The sequence below is a fragment of the Clostridioides sp. LIBA-7602 genome, assembly GCF_056688945.1.
The window spans coordinates 3,354,957-3,378,765 of record NZ_CP196991.1 but is presented as its reverse complement, the minus strand read 5'-3'; the positions used below and the strand labels follow the sequence as shown (position 1 = coordinate 3,378,765).

Here is a 23,809-nt window from a genome sequence, read left to right as displayed (position 1 = left end):
TTAATTGAGTGAAAATGTTTATCATGGAATAATAATTTTGTAAAGGTAGGTATTATTGTAATATTATAGGAGCAAAATATACATATTTAGGAGGAAAGTCAATGTCTTTAAATTCAATAGATAGAAAGAAAGAAATACTTAAATTATTAGATTCAAAAGGTAAAGTAAATACAAAAGAGTTAGTAAAAAAACTAGAGGTATCATCAGAAACAATAAGAAGGTATTTGGAAGAATTAGAAAATGAAAATAAATTAAATAAGGTTTATGGTGGTGCTGTAAAAATAAATTATGGAGTAATTGAACCAGCGCATATAAAGAGAAATAGTACTAATTTAGATAAAAAACAGAGTATTGCTAAATATGCAGCTAAATTCGTGAATGATAATGAATCAATTGTCATAGATGAAGGTACTACTAATTTACAAATTGTGGATTACATAGTATCCGTAAAAAATCTAAAAGTTATTACAAATTCTTATCCTGTACTATCAAAGTTGATTTCTTATGAAAATCAAGGTTTATTTGATGGGGAAGTTATATTTATTGGGGGAAAAGTAAATTTAAAGCATCAAAGAACAGCATGTCCAATGTCAATAGATACTATGAGAAACTTATATGTGGATAAAGCCTTTATATCTAGTGAAGGTATACTTGATAGCTTTGGGATTAGTAGTATAGACCAAAATAAAGCACTGTTATCAAAAGAATATATAAAAAATTCAAAAGAGAGTTTTGTACTGTGCGATAGTTCTAAAATTGGAATTGTAAGTATGTATAAGATAGCAGATTTAGAAGAATTGGATTTTGTAATTTGTGATATAGAACCTCCAAATGAATGGAGAGATAAATTAAATGAAATAAACATAACATGGATAGAAGCAAAATAAATAAAATAAAATTATAAAATGTAACTGACTCATAGATTTATATGAAAAAGGAAATTTCAACTTATAATTTGGAGTTTTGTGAAGTTTTTATATAGAATAGTAAAAACAAGTATAACCAACTAAAACCAACTAAAAACAGAAATTTAATATACATTTAACCTAAATATGATGTATAATTAACATGTAAAAGTTATACTTTAAAAGTAAAAACAATTAAAAACACAAAAATTCTAAAAAGAATCTATGGGGGCTATAAATATGAAAAAGATATATGGAGAAAAAATAAAGGCAGTAGTATTTGATTGGGCTGGAACAACAGTTGATTATGGATGTTTTGCACCTCTTAATGTATTCATAGAGATATTTAAAAGAAGAGGTATAGATGTAACAATGGAAGAAGCAAGAAAGCCTATGGGAAAATTAAAGATAGACCATATAAGAGAAATGTGTGAAATGGATAGAATAAAAAAACTTTGGTCAGAAAAGTTTGGTAAAGTACCAACTGAAGAAGATGTGAATGAGCTTTATGCTGAATTTGAGCCAATGTTATTTGAAACATTAGAAGAATATACAACTCCAATTCCTCATGTTGTTGAAACTGTTGAGAAATTAAGAAAGAATGGATTAAAAATAGGTTCTACGACAGGTTATACAAGAGAGATGATGAATATAGTTGAACCAAACGCAGCAAAAAAAGGGTACTCACCAGATTTTCTTGTAACACCATCAGAAGTATCTCAAGGAAGACCATATCCTTGGATGTGCTATAAAAATGCTGAAGCTCTAGGAGTATCACCTATGAGTTCTATGGTAAAAGTAGGAGATACAATAAGTGATGTAAAAGAAGGCGTAAATGCAGGAATGTGGAGTGTTGCTGTAATAAAAGGTTCAAGTGAATTAGGACTTACACAAGAAGAAGTAGATAACATGGATAAAGAAGAGTTAAAAGTTAAGATGGATGCAGTTTCAAAGAAATTTAAAGAAGCAGGTGCACATTTTGTAATAGAAACTATGGCTCAATTAGAAGATGTTTTAGTAAAAATAGAAAGTGAAACTATTAAGTCAGACTTTGTACCAGAAAATGATTACATATTGCTTACACCAGGGCCACTATCTACTACTAAATCAGTAAGGGCGTCTATGTTAAAAGACTGGTGTACTTGGGATGTTGAATATAATGACTTAGTACAAGATGTCAGAAGAAGATTAGTATCTCTAGGAACAAAAAATACAGATAAGTACACAAGTGTATTAATGCAAGGAAGTGGGACTTTCTCAGTGGAAGCTACAATAGGAAGTACCATTCCAGAAGATGGTAAACTTCTTGTAATTGCAAATGGAGCATACGGAAAGAGAATGAAAGATATATGTAATTATTTAAATATAGAATTTATTGATTGTACATTTAAAGATGTAGAAGCAGTTGATTTAAATGTAGTAGAAAATTTATTGAAGGAAAATAAAGATATAACACATATATCAATGGTTCACTGTGAAACTACTACAGGTAGATTAAATCCTATACAAGAAGTAGGAAAACTTGCAAAAGAATATAATAAGATTTATATAGTTGATGCTATGAGTAGTTTTGGAGGAATTGAGATTGATGTTGAAGATTTTAATATAGATTTTCTAGTTAGTAGCTCTAATAAGTGTATACAAGGAGTACCTGGATTTGGTTTTATAATAGCTAATAAAGAAGAATTATCTAAATGTAAAGGTATAGCTAAGTCATTGTCTCTTGATGTGTATGCACAATGGGATACTATGGAGAAGAATAATGGTAAATGGAGATTTACTTCACCTACACATGTTGTAAGAGCCTTTTATCAAGCATTATTGGAGTTAGAAGAAGAAGGTTCTGTTGAAAAAAGATACGCTAGATATAAAGAGAATCAGTTTACAATAGCATCAAGATTAAAATCTTTAGGTTTTGACACTTTAGTAAATGATGGTGCTCAATCACCTGTAATAACAACTTTTTTATATCCTAAAAATGCAAAATTTGAATTTATGGAATTTTATACTTATCTAAAAGAGAATGGATTTGTTATTTATCCAGGAAAATTGACTGATATAGATACATTTAGAATAGGTAGTATAGGAGAAGTTTATCCAACAGACATGGAGAGATTGGCTGATATAATCGAAAAATTCATCAATATGTAGAAGGTGACGGATTGTGAATTATTATAGAGTTTAGAGAATAATACTTTATAAGTTTATATAAAAAAATATATAAAGACTGAGTAATAGGGATATATTTTACTTAAACCACAAATCTAAGCGACTTAGATTTATAGTTTGAATATAATATTTCCCTATTATTTTTTTGATTATTTATATAAATTGAAATAGATATTAAATGAGGATTGTTTTATTGAGTATAATTATTATACTTGACAACGTAACAATGTTTTGTTATATTAAATTTAAGGATAAAATATGTTAATGAAAGGATATCATTATGAATGAAGGATTAAATTCACTAGACTTTAATGGAGTTGGAAAGTGTAAAGGTGGAATTTTTGATAATGTTAATGTAACAGGAACAGGAAAGATAGAAGGAAATGTAAAATGTAGTAAATTTGATTCTTCTGGTTCAGCAAAAGTGTTTGGAACAACAGAATGTAATGAATTTTTTACATCAGGTTTAAGTAAAGTGGAAGGAAATATATTGGCTTCAAAAGTGGATATATCTGGACTTCTTAAATGCACAGGAAATATTAATTCTATCGAAATAGATACTGGTGGAATTATTAATGTTGAGGGAAATATAAAGTCGGATATTATTCATGGAAAAGGATATTTAAAGGCCAATGAGAATATAGATTGTGAAAACATCAATTTAAGTGGAATTTTAAATTGTAACGGATTTTTAAACTGTGAAGAAATTAATATTAGTTTGAATGGAATTTCTAATTTTAATGAAGTTGGAGCAAGTAGGATAAATATAAAAAAAGGTCATGGAGACTATTGTAAAAAGTTTCATATATTGGAAAAAAAGTCCATAAATTTTGAAAAAGTATCTTCAAATTTAATAGGTTTAGGTCTATTATCAATTAGAACATATACAGAAAGTAAATTATTTGCAAATATTATAGAAGCAGATGAAATAAGCTTAGAAAATAGTGAAATCAAAGTTGTGAGAGGTAAAAATATTAAAGTAGGTAAGGGCTGTTATATAGAAAGTCTAGAGTACAGTGAAAGTATAGAGATTGATGAAGATTCAATAGTTGCTGAAATAAAGAATATAAATGAGACAGTAAACTTAAAGAAAGATAAGTAATAAATGGTTTTAAAAATAAAATTTAAAATGAGGTAATAGTATGGAAAAAGGGTCTATAAAAATACTTGGAGAAGGCTTTGTAAGCAGTGGGGAATATGAAAGCATAAAAATCATGGGAAGTGCTAAATCAAAAGGCAATGTTACAAGTGATGAAGTAAAAGTGTTTGGAGATGCAAAGTTTGAAGGTAATATAAATATAAAAAACTTTGTAGTAAATGGAAAGGCTGTTATAAGAGGTAATCTTAAAGCAGAACGTGTAAGAGTGAATGGTCAACTTAGTATAGATGGAGATGCAGAGGTAGATGACTTGGTTATAACTGCTCAACAGAAAGTTGATGGGAAACTGAAATGTAATAATGTTACAATAAAAGGACAATTAAGTGTAAATGAAAATATGTATGCACAAGATATAAAAATATATGGTGAAATGAGAAATAAAGCAAATATAGAATGTGAAGATATAAAGGTATATGGAGCTATAAAATGTGATGGCCTTTTAAATGGAGAAAATATATATGTTTACTCAGGAGGAGGTTCTTACTGTAAGGAGATAGGAGCAACCAATATACAAATAGGAAGAAGTAAAAATGCTTTTCAATTAATCAAAATTATTAATATTTTTTCTGGAAAATTTAAATGTGATTTGATAGAGGGAGATACTATTGAATTAGAGGATGCATCAATAAAAGATATACGTGGAAAAAATATATCTTTAGTAGATAATTGTGATGTTGGAAATATTGAATACAGTGATAATTTATCAATTTCAGATAATTCTACTGTAAAAAACAGTATAAAGGTGGGCTAGAGAAGTTATGGAAGAATTAATATCTAAGAAAGATTTACTGAGTAAAACTAATATATCTTATGGGCAATTATATAGATGGAAAAGAAAAAATATTATACCAGAAGAATGGTTTATAAAAAAATCAGCTTTTACAGGTCAAGAAACGTTCTTTCCAAGAGATAAAATACTAGAGAGAATAGAACTAATATTATCTATGAAAGAAGAGACTTCTCTTGATGATATTGCAAATATGTTTATGAAAAAAGATACTAATAAAGAGTTCGATATTGATTTTATTCTCAGTAAAGAAGTTATATGTAATTATACAAAGGAAATATTTCAAAACTTATATAAAAAAGAGCAGAGTATAGGTAAAAAAGAACTACTTATATTGAATATAATAGAGAAATTCTTAGTTAAATCTACAATAACTTTTGAAGAATTAAAACTGATAGTGAACATAATAGAAGAAAACTTTACAGCAATATATAATGAAAATGGTAAGATTTATTTATTTAGAAAGTTTGGAGTTCCATTTGTAGTAGGATGTTTAGATTACAAAAAGATAAGATTTGAAAAAGATGTAGTTAAAATTATTGAAGTCGATTTGATGAAAGAAATAAATGATATTAGTATAAGATTGTCATAGTAGATTATCCTATCTAAATTAGCTAAGATAAATTTAGACGAAGTTATAGTTTTAAAGGAATAATAAAATGAACCATAATGTATTACTATAAATTATATTCAAAGGATATTTTATATCTATAGTAATCTTTATGGTTCATTTTACTGTTATGAAGGTAATATAGTACTTATAAACATATTTAAGTAAAATCAAACCTATACTTTTTGATTATTTCTTTAGAAGTTCTTATATGCCAGTATAGTTTGTATTTATGTGCCTTACGGTATTTTTATGCTAATTTAGAAACTGAGGATTTAAAGGTGGTTTAAAGTTTACTTATAATATTTGCTGTAAAGCCATTATCTGCTCTAGTCGTTTATTACCCTCTGGATATGCTTTTTTAATCGCGTTTATAAGCCATTCCAGACTTTCTTTTGATAGTAAAGGAGAAGTAAATTCAAAATCAAGACTGTTTTTTTCTCTATGATAATCGGATTCAAGATATGCTGGATTTGCAATAAGAAACAGTATTACTTCTGGAGCTAAAAATGGTATATTATTACGATATAATATTGCCTTATCAAGTTCTCTCGATATGTTTTTTTCTTTATCACAAATAAATTCTCCGTTTTTTCTTGTATTAAAGATAATATCAATAAAATCAAAATTTGTTTGTTCTTTATCTAAAATTTCAAAACTGAAAATATCATCTTCATAGGGTGTGGGTTCTATTTTGAAAAATGAACAGTTCGGCTTTATTGCCCACACATAAAAACAATTTAAAGCTCTTTCATCGTTAGAGTTAGTAATTTTTCTTAGACAATTCTCTGAATGTAGATGTTCATAAATATCCCAGCCTTTACCAAGTATGTAGTCAATGATATGTTTTCTATCTTCAGAAAATAACGTTATATCTACATCTGAATGAGTACGCGTTTTTATATTTGTAAATAATTCTATTGCATACCCACCACAAAAAGCATAAGTCAAGTTGCAGTCCTTCATAAATTCATAACATTCAGTTATAAGACGTTCCATAATTCTACCTCCAAATTCTAATAAATTGTTTTGTATATTTCTTATCAATATCTGTGTACAGATTATGAATAAAATTATATCATTTAATGCTATCCATCACAAGGAACTATCTTGTAGTTTTTGATTAAAAAATAGCTACGCACACTCGTGACTTTAGTCATGATTTAGTAGCTAAAATAGTCAGCATATAGGGAAACTTATATGTAGAGATAGGATAGAACCTATCCAATACTACTTGAATTGCTGGAAACCCCTAAAGCTAACCAAACTAAAACATAAGGATGAAATAAACCTAAGTGTGAAAGTTACGAAAGTAGAAAAAATTGGTTAGATGGTATAAGGTTAAACCCTAAGTACTTTAAAATGGGCAATCAGCAGGTAAACTCCGAATAGGAGAAACTTCAACGACTATTCCTCTTGAGGGAAGTACACTACAAGTTATTGGTAGTGGAAGTGGGTAGACCTTAACGGATAATGCCGAAGGATAAGATATAGTCTGTGCTTGCATGAAAGTGTAAGAAGTTCATAAGAGAACTGCATAGGTAGTAGCGAACTTATGTGAACGACAACCTCAAAAATGATAAAAGTTAAGATTTGCGTTTCTTACGTATGTTATTTAAAAATAAATATAAAAACCTTTAGAATACTTGTTTTAAGTAATTACATATGTTAATATTATGTTGGGTGATGAAAAATGGAAGTGACTCATGGTAGAGGGTATGTGTATTTAGTACAATACCATATAGTATGGTGTGTAAAATATAGACATCCAGTATTAACAAATGAAATTGAAGAAGATTTAATTAATATATTAAATAAAATAGCTAAAGATAATAAATTTCAAATATTAGAATGTAATAGTGATAAAGACCACATACATTTACTAATAAATTGTTCACCACAACACTATATACCAGATATGATAAAAGCATTAAAAGGTGTATCGGCAAGGTTGTTAATGAAAAAACATGGAGAACAGTTGAAAAAGAAATTATGGGGAGGACATCTTTGGAATCCTAGTTATTTCGTTGCTACTGTATCAGAAAATACAGAAGAACAGATAAGAAGATATATTAATAATCAGAAAAAGCAAGTAAAGTGAGGTGGTAGTAGTGGAAAAAGCTTATAAGTTTAGAATGTATCCAAATAAAAAGCAACAAGAGTTAATTAACAAAACATTTGGATGTTGTAGATTTGTATATAATAAATATCTTGCTAAAAGAATAGAAGTTTATGAAAACAATAAAGAAACTTTTACTTATAAACAGTGCAGTTCTGATTTGACCAATTTAAAAAGAGAATTAGAGTGGCTTAAAGAACCTGATAAATTTTCACTACAAAACACCTTAAAAGATTTAGAAAACGCATATAAAAAATTCTTTAAAGAAAATACAGGATTTCCTAAATTTAAATCAAAGAAAACTAATAGATTTTCATATAGAACTAACTTTACAAATGGAAACATTATGTACTTTAGTCAATATATAAAATTACCTAAACTTGGTATGGTTAAAGTAAGGGATAAACAAGTACCTCAAGGGAGAATACTTAATGCTACAGTATCCAAAGAACCAAGTGGTAAATATTATGTAGCATTATGTTGTACTGATATAGATATTAAAGCATTTGAAAATACTAATAGTCAGATAGGTTTAGATTTAGGAATTAAAGAATTTTGTATCTCAAGTTGTGGACAATTTATAGAAAATCCTAAGTATCTTCAAAAGTCATTAAACAAACTTGCTAAATTACAAAGAGAATTATCGAGAAAAACAATTGGTAGTTTAAATAGAAATAAAGCAAGATTAAAAGTTGCAAGACTTCAAGAACATATAGCTAATCAAAGGAAGGATTTTCTACAAAAACTATCTACTAAATTAATACGAGAGAATGATATTATTTGCATAGAGGATTTACAAGTAAAGAATATGACTAGAAATAGTAAACTATCTCGCTTAATTTCTGATGTGTCATGGTCAGAATTTATTCGTCAATTAGAATATAAGGCTAATTGGTATGGTAGACAAATTGTAAAGGTAGGTAAATTCTTTGCAAGTTCACAAATATGCAATAAATGTGGGTACAAAAACAAGGAAATTAAGGATTTAAGTATAAGAGAATGGATTTGTCCTTGTTGTAATGAAACTCACGATAGAGATATAAATGCGAGTATAAATATACTAAAAGAAGGATTAAGATTAATAACAGTTTAAAATAGATAACGTATGTAAGGAACCGTAGGAACTACGGGGATAGCCTGTGGAGAATTGGTAAGACATATTTTAGTATGCGAAATTCTATGAAACAGGAACCCTGTGACTTTAGTCATGGGAGGTTCAGATTACTTAATTTGTAGTAATTCCCTTTCACTTTTATATAAAGACAAATAGAAAAAAAGAATCAAGTTTGCTAGCCAATAACTAGCCACCGTTGTGACAGCAAAGCTACGTGATAAGGCTCTGTATGCTCCTACTGTGTGACATGAGGGCATAAAAAAGCGGCGTTTCTATCTTCCCTTGTGGGAATTACTAAACGCCACCTGTATAAATATAATAGAATATTTAAATAAAATAATTACATTGTTTTATTCAAATAATGAGTTTTTAAAATCTAAGAAATATCCTTGTGGATGAAGACATACAGGACAAGCTTTTGGTGCTTCTTTACCTACATGGATATGCCCACAATGTGTACATATCCATTGTATATCTTCATTTCTTCTAAATAAAGTACCTTCTTCTAAATCAGTAGCATATTTACCAAATCTATCACCGTGAACCTTTTCTATTTCAGCTATATTTTCAAATAATTTAGCTATAGCTTCAAATCCTTCTTCACGAGCTGTTTTTCCAAAGTTTTTATATACATCATCCCATTCTTGAAGCTCATTATGTTGTGCTGCTTTAAGATGTTGAGCTGTTTTATCATATAAATCTACAGGATATGCTCCTGATATATTTATATTTTCACCAGCAAATTCTTTTAGTTTAGTAAAGAACTGTTTTGCATGTGCTTTTTCTTGGTCAGCAGTATAATTAAATAAAGATTCTATTATATATAATCCTTCTTTTTTTGCTACAGATGCAGAAATATTATATCTATTTCTAGCTTGACTCTCACCTGCAAAAGCTCTTAATAAATTTTCTTTAGTTTTACTATCTTTTAAATTCATATTCTACCTCTCTATCACAATAAATTTTTACAATATTTGATTCTTTTTATTTATTATTCCAATAGGAGATATAATTATGCTCAATTTAGTCAGCATTTTTAAAATTATCATTGATTTTTTTTAAAATTCTAAGAAATTCTTGTTTTTCATTTTCTGTAATATTATGGTATGCTGTCTCTTTAACTTGTGTTGAGATACTATTAAAAGTATCTTCTATAAGTAATGCTTTTTCTGTAAGTTTTATATATGTAATACGCTTATCACTAGTACATTTTTGTCTTTCTATATATCCTAGATTTATGAGTTTATTAACCAATACTGTAACAGTAGACTTATCCTTTCCTATTTTAGTTGCAATTTCTTTCATTGTAAGTATTCCATTGTTTTCATAAAGTGCAGTTAAAATATTTCCATGAGTAGGTATCAATTCATATAAACCATTTTGACTAAGTCTACTTTCAATAAACTTAACCATATTAGCTTTTGTTTTACTTATGAAATGTATAATATATTTATCTTCCATAAATTAATCTCCAATCCTTAATCTATTTAAATTAGTTTGACATAAAACTATTTATAAACTATAATTAGTTTAACATAAAACTAATTATATTGGGAGGAAATTTATGAATAAAAAATTTAAATCATTATATATTACAGAAGAAGAAGGCAGTTTTAAGAGAAATATAGTTGAAAGAGAAATAGACTCATTGCCAGAAGGAGAAGTTTTAATAAAAGTAAAATATTCTTCTCTAAATTATAAAGATGCACTTTCTGCAAATGGAAATAAGGGTGTTACTAGAAAATATCCTCATACACCAGGAATTGACGCATCTGGTATAGTAGAATCTAGTAGTTGTGATGATTTTAAAGTTGGAGATGAAGTTTTAGTAACAGGTTATGATTTGGGGATGAATACTTCTGGTGGATTTTCAGAATATATAAGAGTTCCTTCTAGATGGGTAGTGAGACTTCCAAAAAATCTTTCATTGAAAGAAGCAATGGATTATGGTACAGCAGGATTTACAGCAGCTTTATCTGTATACAAATTTATAAACTCTGTAGATAAGGATATGGGAGATGTATTAGTTACTGGTGGTACAGGAGGAGTTGCAGTAATTGCAGCCAAAATATTGATTAAATTAGGTTATTCAGTTGTAGTATCAACAGGAAAATTAGAAGAACAGAAAGAAGTACTGTTAGATTTAGGAGTTAAAGATGTTATACATAGGTCAGAAGTAGACGATAATTCAGGTAGACCTCTACTTAGACCAAGATGGGCTGGAGTGATAGATACAGTAGGAGGAAATACTTTATCAACAGCAATAAAGACAACTAATTATTGTGGAGCAGTGACAACTTGTGGTAATGCAGGTGGAATTGAGTTTACAAGTTCAGTGTATCCATTTATCTTAAAGGGAGTTACTTTATATGGTATAGACTCTGTAGAATGCCCAATGAATGTAAGATTAAAGATATGGGATTTATTATCTAATGAATGGAAATTACATGATTTAGATGATATGGTAAATGTAGTATCGCTAGAGGAATTAAATAATAGTATAGATTCAATAATTGCAGGAAAGCATGTAGGAAGAACAGTAGTTGATTTAGAAAAAAAGTAGGTAGTTAAATTAAATTTATAAATATAATTTTAGATATTAAGCAAATATAATTTTAGAATATTAAGAAAAGATGAGATACCTTAAATTTATTTAAGAGTATCTCATTTTGATTTTTATGTAAAGGATTATTCATGAACAATTAATTCAAAGACATCAGGTCTTGAATAATGACCTTCTGAGTCAAAATCTAGTCTACTAAGAACTATCTGTTCTAAGTCTAAATCAGCTATTAACATTTCTTCTTTATTGAAAATAGGTCCAGCTACATATTTTCCAAAAGGGTCAACTATACAGCTTCCTCCTGGACACATAATTTCTGGTTCGACATCTAATTCTTTATAGTAATTAAGGTCAGTTGGATACATATTTTTTTCAACGTATTGATTACATCCGATAACGAAACATCTTCCTTCTAAAGCAATATGCTTCATAGTTGATTGCCATTCTTCTCTTGAATCTGCAGTAGGAGCTATATAAAGTTTTACTCCTTTAGCATAAAGAGCTGTTCTAGCTAATGGCATATAGTTTTCCCAACAAATCAAGCCCCCCATTTTTCCATATGGAGTATCAACTACTGTAAGAGTACTTCCATCTCCTTCGCCCCAAATACATCTTTCTGTTCCTGTAGGTTTAAGTTTTCTGTGTTTACCAATAAGTTTACCTTCTGGAGAGAAAAATAAGTTTGTGCAATAAAGAGTACAGTTTATATCATTACCATCTCTTTCTGTTATACCCATTGATAAGTATACACCTGCTTCTTGAGCTGCTTTTCCTAATAAATCTGTTGTAGCACTAGGAACTGGCACAGAATTATCATAGTATCTTTTCCAATCTTCTCTACCTTCCATTGTTCTACTTCCAACAACAAATCCAAATGAAAGACCTCTTGGATATGCAGGTATGAATGCTTCTGGGAAAACTACAATATTTGCTCCTTTTTTACCAGCTTCTTTAATTAATTCTAATGCTTTTTCAACTGTTTTTTCTAAGTCCATTATGACTGGTGATGCCTGAACAACAGCAATTCTTACATTTTTATTTTCTTTGCTCATAAAAAACCTCCTAAAAATATTTAAATTTGTTGCTTTGAACAGACTACATCAAATGATATTTGATAAGTAAAGTGTTTATATTGTGAATAATGATGTAACTGTATACTTAAAATGATACATCATGATTTAAAAAATTACAATTATGCAAAAACAAGTAAGTTCAAATATTTAATCTCACTATTTTATAAGAGCTTTTTAGCAATATGAAGACTATTAAATTGTCTTATTTATAATGAATAGTATTTATTTCTTGGCGAACAATAATTAAAAACAAAACTTTTACATGAATAAAGTCTAAAGAAACAAATTTAATGTAATGTAATATAATTAAAAAGAAAACAGTGAAGAAAATTTATAAAAATAGACAGCTTAAGGAGAATTTTATGAAAGAAAAAATTTATTACAATGGAAATATCATTACAATGGAAGATTCAATATGTGGAGATGCTATTCTTATAAAAGATAAGATAATAAAAAAGATAGGAACAAAAGAAGAAGTCTTTGCTTTAAAAAATAAACATACAGAAGTTATAGATTTAAAAGGGAAGACATTGATGCCTTCTTTTATTGATTCACATAGCCACTTGATAGCTTTTGCTACTACACTAAAGTTAATTCCTTTAGAAGATGCAACTAGTTTTAAAGATATAGTAAAAAAAATACAGGATTTCAAAGATAAAAATAATATAAAAAAAGGCGAATGGATAATTGGATTTTCATATGATAATAATTTCTTAGAAGAAAATAGACATCCAGATAAAGATGTACTTGATAGTGCATCTTTAGAGAATCCAATACTAATTTCACATGCTTCTGGTCACATGGGTGTTGCAAACACACTAGGATTAAAGCAACTTGGTGTTACTCATGAAACACAGGACCCAGAAGGTGGGCATATTGGTAGAGTAGAAGGAAGTCAAGAACCAAATGGATACTTAGAGGAGAATGCATTTTTTAATGTATCGTCTAAAATAAAGCAACCATCAGCAGATGAGATTTTTAAATCAATTGATAAAGCACAGGACATATATCTAAGCTATGGTATTACAACAGCTCAAGAAGGTCTAATGGCAGAGAATCAGTTTAACCTTCTAAAAACAATGGCAAGTCAAAAGAAATTAAAGATGGATATTGTAGGATATGTGGATTTGAAAAAAAGTAAATCTGTAGCAGATGGAAATAGAGATTTTATAAAGAAATATACAAATAGATTTAAAATAGGAGGATATAAAATATTTTTGGATGGCTCTCCACAAGGTAAGACAGCATGGTTAACTAGACCATACGAAAATTCAGATGATGATTATTGTGGATATCCTATATATAAAAATGAAGAAGTAGAGAAATTTATAAATACTTCATTAAAAGAAAAAATGCAACTTCTAACTCATTGTAATGGAGATGCGGCAGCAGACCAGTTGATAGATTCATTTGAAAAAGTTTTAAACTTAAAAGAAGAAAATAGTAAAAATGATGCAAGACCAGTTATGATACATGCTCAAACAGTGAGAGAAGACCAAATTGATGATATGAAGAAAATAAATATGATACCTTCATACTTTGTAGCTCACACATACTATTGGGGAGATATTCATATCAAAAACCTTGGAGAAGATAGAGCATTTAAAATTAGTCCACTTAAAACAACTATAGAAAAAGGTCTAACTTACACTTTACATCAGGATACACCAGTAATAGCTCCTAATATGCTTGAAACAGTATGGTGTGCTGTTAATAGAATTACGAAAAAAGATGTGCAAATAGGAGAAAATGAAAAGATAAGCCCATTAGATGCTTTAAAGGGTGTTACTATAAATGCAGCATATCAATATTTTGAAGAAGACAAAAAAGGCTCGATTAAAGAAGGTAAATTAGCTAATTTAATAATACTAGATGAAAATCCACTTACAATTGACCCTATGAAAATAAAAGATATTAAAGTACTAAAGACTATAAGAGAAGGAGAAGTATTATATTCTTTAAAATAGATGTAAGTTACATGAGTTTGTTACTATATAAAAATAGACTTAAATAACAAATTAGGTAGAATTAAATGATATTATAGCTAAATCAACAATTTATTATATTGAAGATTTACCAGTATAATTTTGTTAATTCTACCTTCTTAAATAAATATCAATTTATTGAGTTATCTATGTAGTATGTCAGATAATTAAGTAGATAATAGTTTATGAAACAATTATGTATATTACTTTACTTTCAATTTCATTAGGATTTCCCCATTTATGTCTCATGCCAAATGGAATTTTTACACTATCACCTTCATTTAGTTGAAATATATCGTCTTCTAAGCTAAGTTGGACACTTCCTTTGAGAACATATGCAACTTCATCTCCGTCATGCCCATTTTTTTCTTTACAATAAGACTTAGGAGCTAAGTTCATAATGGCAAACTCAAATTCATTAAATGGATTACTTGATAACATTTCATATAAAATATCTTTTGAGTCTGGCAGAATTAATATCCTTCTTTGATTATTTCTCACAATTAGTTCTAAATTATCTATAGAAGGAATAAAAAAATTGACTAATGGTACATTTAAAGCATTTGAAATTGATTTTAAAAAACTTATGGATGGATTTACACTTCCTTTTTCTATTTGGCTTATTAATGAAGGTGTAACTTTAATTAGTTTAGATAAGTCTTTTATACTGAGATTCTGTTTTTTTCTACATAAAGTCAATTTCTTACCTATATTTGAATCGCTCATCTAAATCCTCCTATTCAAATAAATTATTTATAAAGAATTATATCATAAGGTAAAAAAATTTATATGAAAGTTAATAATTATATAAGATTGGTAAATAAAAAGTCAAAATAGATAATTGATTAGCAAAATCGATATAATTATAATGAAGTTAATTATAAAAACAACAATTAAAAATTAAATTGTATTAATTTAATTAAATATAATTTGACAACATATAAAAAAGTTAGTAAAATATAAATAAATTAAATAAAAATAAATAGGTTCGGATAAAACAAAAAAGATTTCTTAACCTCAGACAGAAAACATATTATCAAAATTATTTGAGATTAAGAGATAACATCCAATCTTAAGTACTGAGGAGGAAAAAATGCTTGATATAAAAAGAATAAGAGAAAATCTAGATGGTATAAAAAAAGCTATGGAAAGAAGGGGTGAAAAAGCCTTTAGTCTTGATGAAGTAGTTAAGTTAGATGATGAAAGAAGAAAAATTCTTCAAGAAGTTGAAGTCATGAAAAATGAATTAAATATAGCATCTAAAAATATACCAAATCTTATAAAAGAAGGTAAAGATGTAGAAAATGAAAAGGTCAAATTAAAAGAGTTATCTGACAAGATTAAAATTATAGACCAAAACCTTAAACAAGTAGAAGATAAGATGGAATATCTGTTAATGAGAATACCAAATGTACCACATCCAGAAGTTCCACAAGGTGAAACTGATGAAGATAATGTTGAGGTAAGGACTTGGGGAGAGACTACTAATTTTGATTTTGAATCTAAGGCTCATTGGGAAATTGGAGCAGGACTAGGTATACTTGACTTTGAAACAGCTAGCAAAATAACTGGTTCAAGATTTACTCTTTATAGAGGATTAGGAGCTAGGTTAGAAAGGGCATTATTAAATTTTTACTTAGACACAAATACAACAGTAAACGGATATACAGAGGTTATTCCACCATTTATGGCAAATAGAAATAGTTTTTTAGGTACAGGGCAACTTCCTAAGTTTGAAGAAGATATGTTTAAAATAGAAGGACTGGACTATTTTCTAATTCCAACATCAGAAGTTCCTTTGACCAATATACATGCTAATGAAATACTTAAATTTGAACAATTACCAATAAATTATACAGCATATACTCCATGCTTTAGGTCAGAAGCTGGTTCTGCTGGAAGAGATACAAGAGGATTGGTAAGACAACATCAATTTAACAAAGTAGAAATGGTTAAAATAGTAGCACCAGAAGAATCTTACAATGAGTTAGAAAAGCTTACTAACAATGCTGAGACTATGCTACAATTATTAAAATTACCATATAGAGTAGTGAAGATATGTACAGGTGATTTAGGATTCACAGCTTCTTTTAAATATGATGTAGAAGTTTGGATGCCAAGTTATAATAGATATGTTGAGATTTCATCTTGTTCAAACTGTGAAGATTTCCAAGCTAGAAGAGCAGGAATAAGATTTAAAAGAGATAAAGATTCTAAAGCTGAATATGCACATACATTAAATGGCTCTGGATTAGCTATTGGAAGAAGTGTTGCAGCTATATTGGAAAATTATCAACAGGAAGATGGTTCTGTAGTTGTTCCAGAAGTTTTGAGACCATATATGGGAGTTTCTGTTATTAAATAAGAGTTAAATTATGTATTTTTAAATAATACAATAAGCTAGAAGCAATTAAAAAATAATAATGAATATAAAAAAGTGTACAAACTAATGAATATTGATATAGTAAGCTATCATATGAAAGAGTATGTATACTTTTTTATTTACTAAATTTATTAAAAAATAAACATAAATAATTTACAAGTAGAAAGGAATTTTTTATGAAAATTCAAAAGACAGAGTGGGGATATATTGAATGGAAACACACTTATGATGAAAACAATCCAAAACAAGCTATGAATATATATATTGCAGTAACTATGCAAGGTAAAAAACATTTTAATCATGTTCATTATGGTCAAGAGCAAATGATATATATTTTAGAAGGAGAAGGTCTGTATATCATAAATGGAGTATGGAAGCCATTTTACCAAGGTATGATTTTTTATATAGAATCTGGCAGTACACATGAAACTATAAATACAGGTGATAGACCAATAAAAGAACTTATTGTTTCAAATAATGTAAATGATGTAGGAGAGAGTGAGGTTATAGATGTTAATCCTAATAATTATTTGAAGAAAACTTTAATAAATTATAGCGAAAGTACTTTAAATTTGTATGCAGCAATAGAATCAATTCGTGGTCAATTTATAGACCCATTCAAAATTCCATTGATTATATATGATGATTCATGGAATATAGTTTTAAAAAATCCTTATTTTCCTCTATTTTGTTTTGAAAAATGTAACCCTATGAAATTTCCTCAAAACTGTGATTGTATGAATCAAAAAAGTAGCAACCAGTTTGTATGTAAGTATGGGATAACAATATATAATATTCCAATATTATACAAAAACAATAGTATAGGAGTGATAAGAGGAGGATATGTATTATTATCTGATTTAAATTTAGATACAACACATAGTAATTTATATGATATACCAGAAGGTGCTGCTAGAAGTATAAAACGTCTCTTAAAACAAATATCTAAAAATATAATAAATTTTTGTTCATTCAATGACATAAGAAAAGATTTACAAGAAAAAGAGAATACTATTGCAAGAACATATCATTATGGCGAGCAACTTGAAATGAATTTAAAGGTAGCTCAAGATATGGTTACCAACTTAAGAATAAACCATCACTTTTTATTTAATACTCTAAATTCAATGGCAAGTATAGCACTTGATGATGGTAGTTATGATTTGTATAGTGCAATAATAGATTTATCTAAAATGTTTAGATATACAATGAGGTCTGATTTACGCTTTGTAGAATTAGAATCGGAAATACTATATATTAAAAATTATTTAAACTTACAGAAATTGCGTTATGGAGATGCGCTTAAAGTAAAGTATCTTATTCCTGAGAAGCTCTATAGTCTTTCTGTACCGTTTAACTTTATTCAACCTATTGTAGAAAATGCTTTTACACATGGATTTAGAGATATTGATACAGAAAAACGAGTTGAGATAATTGCAAGAGTTGATTCTGAGTATGCTATTATAGAAATTCATAATAATGGAACTATTTTAGAGGAGAACAGTATAGACAAAATAAGGGCAGGTATTCGTAGTAATAATGGTCATGGATTGTCTTTAATATATACAAAATTTACATCTGCTTATGGAAATGATTTTGATATGAATATAAAGTCAAGTGATAAAGAGGGTACTTACATAATGATTAAAATTCCTATTGAAAATTGTAAGGAACATGTATAGAGCTTATGAAAAATTAATAAGTTTTATAAATGTTAAGAAATATATTAGATGTTTTTATGTTGTTTTATATATCTTACTTTTTTATATTATTAAGCTAAAAGGGAGGAATTCTCATGAGAAGAGCACTAATAATAGATGATGAAGAAGCTGTTCTAAAAATAATAACACACTTTATAGAAATGAAAGATATGCCAATAAGGATTGTTGGTAAAGCAACATCTGGTGATGAAGCAGTAGCTAAAATAATTGATTTAGAGCCAGACATAGTGTTTATAGATATTCAGATGCCAATATATAATGGGTTAGAGGTAATAGAAAAAACATCTCACCTAGCCAAAAAAATAAACTTTGTCGTAATAACTGCTTTTGACTATTTTGAATATGCACAAAAAGCCTTGAGATTAAATGTGAAAGATATACTCCTTAAACCATTAGACATGAACGAGTTTAATAAGTCTGTAGAAAATATTATCGGTTATCAATATACTAATAATAATTTATTAAATGAGATACTAGAGTATGTAAACTTAAATTATAATAAGGACTTAAAGCTAAATGATTGTGCTAAATTATTTTTAACTAATCCATCTAATATATCTAGGATTTTTAAAAGTAATTTGAATACAACTTTTATATCATATCTAAATCATATAAGAATAGAAAAATCTATTGAGTTACTTGAAAATACTACGAAAAGTATAAATGAGATTGCAGAAATGGTTGGTTATAATAGTCTAAATAATTTCTACAAAAATTTCAAGATAGAAAAAGGAATGACTCCTAAAGTCTATAAATTAAATACTAAAAATTGAAATTGATAAATAAAAAGTCAATATAGATAATTGTTTGAGTGTGCCTGAATAAGTATACTTTAATTATAGTAAAAATTAAAGCGCTTTAAACATATTTAATAACATTAAACCTTATAAAAGCTGTACCTATTTATATAAAAAAATATATATAAATAAAAATAAAAAGATATACAAAATAAAAAAAGCAAATCAAATACTATTCTAAAAAGACAGAATTTTCATTTAATTTGCTGAGGATTTATATTTGTTGAAGAAGGTAACTTTATAATGGAGGTAATTTAATATGTCAGACAAAGTAAATGTGAAAAATATTATCTGTATTGCAGGGGCTTATTTAGCAACAGCAATTGGTTCTGGATTTGCTACAGGTCAAGAAATACTCCAATTTTTCGCCTCTCAAGGGTATATGGGGCTAGTTGGAGCATTAATATCAATGGTGTTATTTTCATTTCTTGGAGCTGAAGTTATAACTAGAGGTAGAGAATTAAAACTTAAAGAACCAACGAGAATTTATACTTTTTATTGTGGAAAGATTTTAGGTAAATTCTATGAATGGTTTAGCCCAATATTTTTATTTGGAATTCTTATAGTAATGATTTCGGGTGCAGGCTCAACTTTAACTGAATACTATGGTATAAATCCTTATTTGGGAAGAGTTTTGATGGCTGTTGCTACGTTAATCACAGTGTCTATGGGTTTAGAAAAATTAGTAAGTATACTTGGTCGTATTGGACCAGTAATAGCAGTATTTACGATTGCTGTTGGGCTAATAAGTTTATTTAAACATTTAGATGGATTATCTATGGTTGGAGAAGCTATGAAGAATATTGAAGTTACAAAAGCATCAGGAAGTCCAATAGTTTCAGGAGTAATTTATAATACATTAAATATTATTGTAATGATTGTTTTTTTAACAGGAATGGGAGCTTCTATTGAAAGTAAAAAGGATGCTTTCTGGGGAGGTCTATTAGGTGGAGTAGTATTTATGACTGCTGGAATAGTTATGTATTTGGCTATGATTTCAGATATAGGAAACTTATATATGAAAGAAATACCATCACTTTATTTAGCAGATAATATAGCTCCTATTGTAGGTGTACTTTTCTCAGTTGCACTTATATTAGGTATTTATACGACTGCTGTTCCACTTTTATGGTCTGTAACTAATAGGATTGTTGAAGATGAACACCCTAAATTTAAACTTGTAACAACAGTAATAGCTGTTTTGGCTTGTATAGGTGGATTTTTACCATTTGGTAAACTAGTAAACATTCTATATCCATATACAGGTTATATGGGACTTTTAATTTTAGTCTGTATGGTATATAAAGCTATTACATGTAGAGAAAAATCAACACAAAGTCAGGAATAGGGTTACTTATCAATAGATTATAGTTAAGGGAAGTTTTTTATATAATATAGATTTTAAAAAGTCAAAATAGTTAAATAAATTGCAAGATATGATAATATATTTAATTAAAACGATGTAGTAAAATATAAATATAAACGAAATTAAATTGAATTTATAAAAAATATCTTTATTAATATTAATGACTTATATATAATTTGTAGTTAACATAGTAGAAAAATCAAAAATAAAAATTTTGGAGAGGTGTTAGTATGCATGAACTTATTTTGATATCAGAAAAGTACAAAGAAGATATTTTAGAGTTTTTTACAGATATTCATATGCACCCAGAACTAAGTTTTAAAGAATTTAGGACTACAAAAGCTATAAAAGATTTATTAGTAAGTTTAGGTATAGAGATATTAGATATGGGAATGGAAACAGGAGTTGTAGGGTTATTGAAAGGAAAGTACGATGGTCCTACAGTAGCATTAAGAGGAGATATTGATGCTTTACCAATCCATGAAGAGGTTGATATTGAGTACAAATCACAATATGATGGTATAATGCATGCATGTGGACATGATATACATACATCTTGTCTTGTAGGATGTGCATATGTACTATCCCATATAAGAGATAACCTTCATGGAAATGTAAAGTTTATATTTCAACCAGCAGAAGAAGTTAATAAAGGAGCAAAGATGCTAGTTGAACGAGGAGTAATGGAAAATCCAAAAGTTGATGCTATATTTGGTCTTCACAATCATCCAGATATACCTTGTGGAAAAGTAGGTGTTAAGTTGGGTGGATTAATGGCAGCAGTAGATACTATTAAGATAGAAGTAAATGGTTTTGGAGGGCATGGAGGTATACCAAATAGAACAATAGACCCTATAGTAGCATCAAGTGCAATTATAATGGGTATTCAAACAATAGTAAGTAGAAATATAAGTCCATTAGAATCAGCTGTTATATCAATAGGCACTATAAATGGAGGAACTGCAAATAATGTAATTTCAGAAAAAGTAGATATGACAGGTACATGTAGAAGCTTTAGTAATGAGGTACGAAAGAAAATATCTGAAAATTTGGAAAATATAGTTTGTGAAATAGCACGTGGATATCAAGCAACTGCAAAACTAGATTATTTATTTGATTTACCAGCTGTTATAAACAGTAAAGAAATGTACACAATAGCTTGTAAATCTGTATGTGACTTGTATTCAGAAGATGCTGTAGTTGATCCAATACCTTCCACAGGAGGAGAAGATTTTTCTATATTTATGGAAAAAGCACCAGGATTTTTTTACTGGTTAGGTGTAGGCAACAAAGAACAAGGTTGTACGTATCAGTGGCATAATCCTAAATTTAAAGCTGATAAAAATTCTATTTTAGTAGGTACAAACGTACTATGTCAATCTGTTATAAATTATATGGATAAATTTAAAAAGTAAAATTTAACATAGAGTGTTTCTGGAGATAAAGTTTATGGGGGGGATTAGTTTGAGAAAAATTAATTCACAGGAAAAAAACAAAGATAGTGGATTGTTAATGAGAGCATTAAATGTTGTAGAGAGAGCAGGTAATAAACTTCCAGACCCAGTAACCATATTTTTACTACTATGTATAATTGTCTTAATATTGTCAGCAGTTATATCCAGTTTAGGAGTAGAAGAAATACACCCTTCTACAAAAGAGGTTGTAAAAGTAGTAAATCTACTAGAGAAAGAGCAGATTCAATCCTATTTAGGTAGTATAGTTACAAACTTCCAGTCATTTGCTCCATTAGGATTAGTATTAGTTACGATGCTTGGAGCAGGTGTTGCTGAGAAATCTGGATTTATGGAAGTATTAATGAAAAAAGGGATAAGTAAAGTTCCACAAAAACTTGTAACTGTAGCAATTGTATTTGCAGGTATGTTATCACATACAGCAGCAGATGTAGGATTTATAATATTACCACCACTTGCAGCACTTGTTTTTTTAGGCATTGGAAGACATCCTCTTGTAGGTATGTTTGCAGCCTTTGCAGGTGTTGCAGGAGGATTTGCAGCAAATGTCATGCTTAGTACGACAGATGTATTATTAGCTGGATTTACAATACCAGCAGCTCAAATGATGGACCCATCTTATCAAGGTAATCCAGCAATGAACCTTTATTTTGCTTTTATATCAGCAATAGTTTTAACTTTTGCAGGAGCATTTGTAACTGAAAAATTTATAGCTCCTCGTTTTTCAAAATACAGTGATTCAGAGAATGATAAGGATATGCAGGAATTGAGTGAACTTGAAAATAAAGGTATAAAATACGCTTTATTATCATTGTTAGTTGTTGTGGTAGTAATAGTTGCTTTATGTATAGGTGACAATGCATTTATGAAAGATTCAGAAACTGGTTCCATACTATCTAGTAATGCACCTTTAATGAAAGGTATAGTTCCTATAATCACTATTATATTTTTAACTCCAGGATTAGTGTATGGAAAAGTAAGTAAGAAGATAAAGAATGACAAAGACTTAGTATCTATGATGGGTAGTAGTATGAGTGATATGGGTGGATATATAGTTTTAGCATTTATAGCATCTCAATTTATTAATTTATTTAATCTTAGTAACTTGGGAACAATTTTATCAATAACAGGAGCAAAAGTCTTGGCAGAATCCGGGATACCTAGTTATGGATTGATAATAGGATTTATATTTCTATCTGGATTTATCAATTTATTTGTAGGAAGTGCTTCTGCGAAATGGGCTATTTTAGCACCTATATTTGTTCCAATGTTTATGTTACTAGATTTTAATCCAGCATTAACTCAGATAGCTTATCGTATTGGGGATGCTTCAACAAATCCAATAAGTCCACTTTTTCCGTATTTCCCAGTTATATTAGCTTTTGCTAGAAAATATGATAAGAATCTAGGTATAGGTACTGTCATATCGAATATGATTCCATACTCGGTGGTATTTACAATAATAGAAATAATATTGTTATTACTGTTCATGGGTATTGGCATACCATTAGGACCTGGTGGAGGAATATCTTACATTTTATAGGTTTTTATAATAAATTTATTAATAAAAGATTAAATCAATAAAA

The 23,809-nt window shown here is 28.4% G+C and carries 20 protein-coding genes; 15 read left to right on the top strand and 5 right to left on the bottom strand.

Going from position 1 to position 23,809, the window contains the following annotated elements:
- Nucleotides 1–101 precede the first annotated feature (101 nt).
- From ACTG45_RS15860 to ACTG45_RS15840, 5 genes are all read left to right on the top strand, one after another.
- Nucleotides 102–887: a DeoR/GlpR family DNA-binding transcription regulator gene (locus tag ACTG45_RS15860; protein ID WP_479919362.1), complete on the top strand. Its 786-nt coding sequence runs from the start codon at nucleotides 102–104 to the stop codon at nucleotides 885–887.
- A 258-nt stretch (nucleotides 888–1,145) separates the two neighbouring features.
- Complete coding sequence (gene phnW, locus ACTG45_RS15855) at nucleotides 1,146–3,056, top strand: 2-aminoethylphosphonate--pyruvate transaminase (protein WP_479917404.1); 1,911 nt, start codon at nucleotides 1,146–1,148, stop codon at nucleotides 3,054–3,056.
- A 298-nt stretch (nucleotides 3,057–3,354) separates the two neighbouring features.
- Nucleotides 3,355–4,176 carry a hypothetical protein gene (locus tag ACTG45_RS15850; protein ID WP_479917403.1) on the top strand — a complete coding sequence of 274 codons (822 nt, stop codon included), beginning with the start codon at nucleotides 3,355–3,357 and terminating at the stop codon, nucleotides 4,174–4,176.
- A 40-nt stretch (nucleotides 4,177–4,216) separates the two neighbouring features.
- The gene (locus ACTG45_RS15845) at nucleotides 4,217–4,984 is read left to right on the top strand and encodes a polymer-forming cytoskeletal protein (protein ID WP_021385866.1); all 768 of its coding nucleotides are present in this window, start codon (nucleotides 4,217–4,219) and stop codon (nucleotides 4,982–4,984) included.
- 7 nt (nucleotides 4,985–4,991) lie between these two features.
- Entirely contained in the window at nucleotides 4,992–5,612 is a 621-nt protein-coding gene (locus ACTG45_RS15840) for a YhbD family protein (RefSeq protein WP_479917402.1), read from the top strand.
- A 315-nt stretch (nucleotides 5,613–5,927) separates the two neighbouring features.
- Here ACTG45_RS15840 and ACTG45_RS15835 read toward each other — a convergent pair whose 3' ends face one another.
- The gene (locus ACTG45_RS15835; protein WP_021385821.1) at nucleotides 5,928–6,629 is read right to left on the bottom strand and encodes a hypothetical protein; all 702 of its coding nucleotides are present in this window, start codon (nucleotides 6,627–6,629) and stop codon (nucleotides 5,928–5,930) included.
- Nucleotides 6,630–7,323: 694 nt separating this feature from the next.
- Between ACTG45_RS15835 and tnpA the strand changes: the two genes are divergently transcribed.
- Both tnpA and tnpB read left to right on the top strand, forming a co-directional pair.
- Nucleotides 7,324–7,731, top strand: coding sequence for an IS200/IS605 family transposase (tnpA, locus tag ACTG45_RS15830; RefSeq protein ID WP_479917401.1), 408 nt, complete (start codon nucleotides 7,324–7,326; stop codon nucleotides 7,729–7,731).
- A gap of 1 nt (nucleotide 7,732) precedes the next feature.
- The gene (gene tnpB / locus ACTG45_RS15825) at nucleotides 7,733–8,842 is read left to right on the top strand and encodes an IS200/IS605 family element RNA-guided endonuclease TnpB (protein WP_479917400.1); all 1,110 of its coding nucleotides are present in this window, start codon (nucleotides 7,733–7,735) and stop codon (nucleotides 8,840–8,842) included.
- A 371-nt stretch (nucleotides 8,843–9,213) separates the two neighbouring features.
- On the opposite strand, the gene rbr is transcribed toward tnpB, so the two are convergent.
- Together rbr and ACTG45_RS15815 are read right to left on the bottom strand one after the other, a co-directional pair.
- Nucleotides 9,214–9,801 carry a rubrerythrin gene (gene rbr, locus ACTG45_RS15820; protein ID WP_021385797.1) on the bottom strand — a complete coding sequence of 196 codons (588 nt, stop codon included), beginning with the start codon at nucleotides 9,799–9,801 and terminating at the stop codon, nucleotides 9,214–9,216.
- A gap of 85 nt (nucleotides 9,802–9,886) precedes the next feature.
- Nucleotides 9,887–10,324 carry a MarR family winged helix-turn-helix transcriptional regulator gene (locus ACTG45_RS15815; RefSeq protein WP_021385780.1) on the bottom strand — a complete coding sequence of 146 codons (438 nt, stop codon included), beginning with the start codon at nucleotides 10,322–10,324 and terminating at the stop codon, nucleotides 9,887–9,889.
- Nucleotides 10,325–10,427: 103 nt separating this feature from the next.
- Between ACTG45_RS15815 and ACTG45_RS15810 the strand changes: the two genes are divergently transcribed.
- Complete coding sequence (locus tag ACTG45_RS15810; protein WP_479919361.1) at nucleotides 10,428–11,426, top strand: YhdH/YhfP family quinone oxidoreductase; 999 nt, start codon at nucleotides 10,428–10,430, stop codon at nucleotides 11,424–11,426.
- Nucleotides 11,427–11,551: 125 nt separating this feature from the next.
- On the opposite strand, the gene ACTG45_RS15805 is transcribed toward ACTG45_RS15810, so the two are convergent.
- Nucleotides 11,552–12,478, bottom strand: coding sequence for a carbon-nitrogen hydrolase family protein (locus tag ACTG45_RS15805; RefSeq protein WP_479919360.1), 927 nt, complete (start codon nucleotides 12,476–12,478; stop codon nucleotides 11,552–11,554).
- Nucleotides 12,479–12,861: 383 nt separating this feature from the next.
- On the opposite strand from ACTG45_RS15805, the gene ACTG45_RS15800 reads away from it, so the two are divergent.
- Entirely contained in the window at nucleotides 12,862–14,466 is a 1,605-nt protein-coding gene (locus ACTG45_RS15800) for an amidohydrolase (RefSeq protein WP_479919359.1), read from the top strand.
- 201 nt (nucleotides 14,467–14,667) lie between these two features.
- On the opposite strand, the gene ACTG45_RS15795 is transcribed toward ACTG45_RS15800, so the two are convergent.
- Nucleotides 14,668–15,210, bottom strand: a complete 543-nt coding sequence (locus ACTG45_RS15795) for a helix-turn-helix domain-containing protein (protein ID WP_479917396.1) — start codon at nucleotides 15,208–15,210, stop codon at nucleotides 14,668–14,670.
- A gap of 367 nt (nucleotides 15,211–15,577) precedes the next feature.
- Here ACTG45_RS15795 and serS point away from each other — a divergent pair, with 367 nt between their 5' ends.
- The 6 genes from serS to ACTG45_RS15765 all read left to right on the top strand — a co-directional run bounded on the left by serS (nucleotide 15,578) and on the right by ACTG45_RS15765 (nucleotide 23,766).
- Nucleotides 15,578–16,849 (top strand): serine--tRNA ligase, encoded by a 1,272-nt coding sequence (gene serS, locus ACTG45_RS15790; RefSeq protein WP_479919358.1) that lies wholly within the window; start codon nucleotides 15,578–15,580, stop codon nucleotides 16,847–16,849.
- Between the two features lie 194 nt (nucleotides 16,850–17,043).
- Nucleotides 17,044–18,549 carry a histidine kinase gene (locus ACTG45_RS15785; RefSeq protein ID WP_479917394.1) on the top strand — a complete coding sequence of 502 codons (1,506 nt, stop codon included), beginning with the start codon at nucleotides 17,044–17,046 and terminating at the stop codon, nucleotides 18,547–18,549.
- 113 nt (nucleotides 18,550–18,662) lie between these two features.
- On the top strand, nucleotides 18,663–19,361 hold the full coding sequence (locus ACTG45_RS15780; protein ID WP_479919357.1) for a response regulator transcription factor: 699 nt from the start codon (nucleotides 18,663–18,665) through the stop codon (nucleotides 19,359–19,361).
- Nucleotides 19,362–19,644: 283 nt separating this feature from the next.
- Nucleotides 19,645–20,733 (top strand): YkvI family membrane protein, encoded by a 1,089-nt coding sequence (locus tag ACTG45_RS15775; protein ID WP_021385774.1) that lies wholly within the window; start codon nucleotides 19,645–19,647, stop codon nucleotides 20,731–20,733.
- Nucleotides 20,734–20,981: 248 nt separating this feature from the next.
- Entirely contained in the window at nucleotides 20,982–22,166 is a 1,185-nt protein-coding gene (locus tag ACTG45_RS15770; protein WP_479919356.1) for a M20 family metallopeptidase, read from the top strand.
- Nucleotides 22,167–22,215: 49 nt separating this feature from the next.
- On the top strand, nucleotides 22,216–23,766 hold the full coding sequence (locus ACTG45_RS15765) for an AbgT family transporter (protein ID WP_479919355.1): 1,551 nt from the start codon (nucleotides 22,216–22,218) through the stop codon (nucleotides 23,764–23,766).
- Nucleotides 23,767–23,809: the final 43 nt, after the last annotated feature.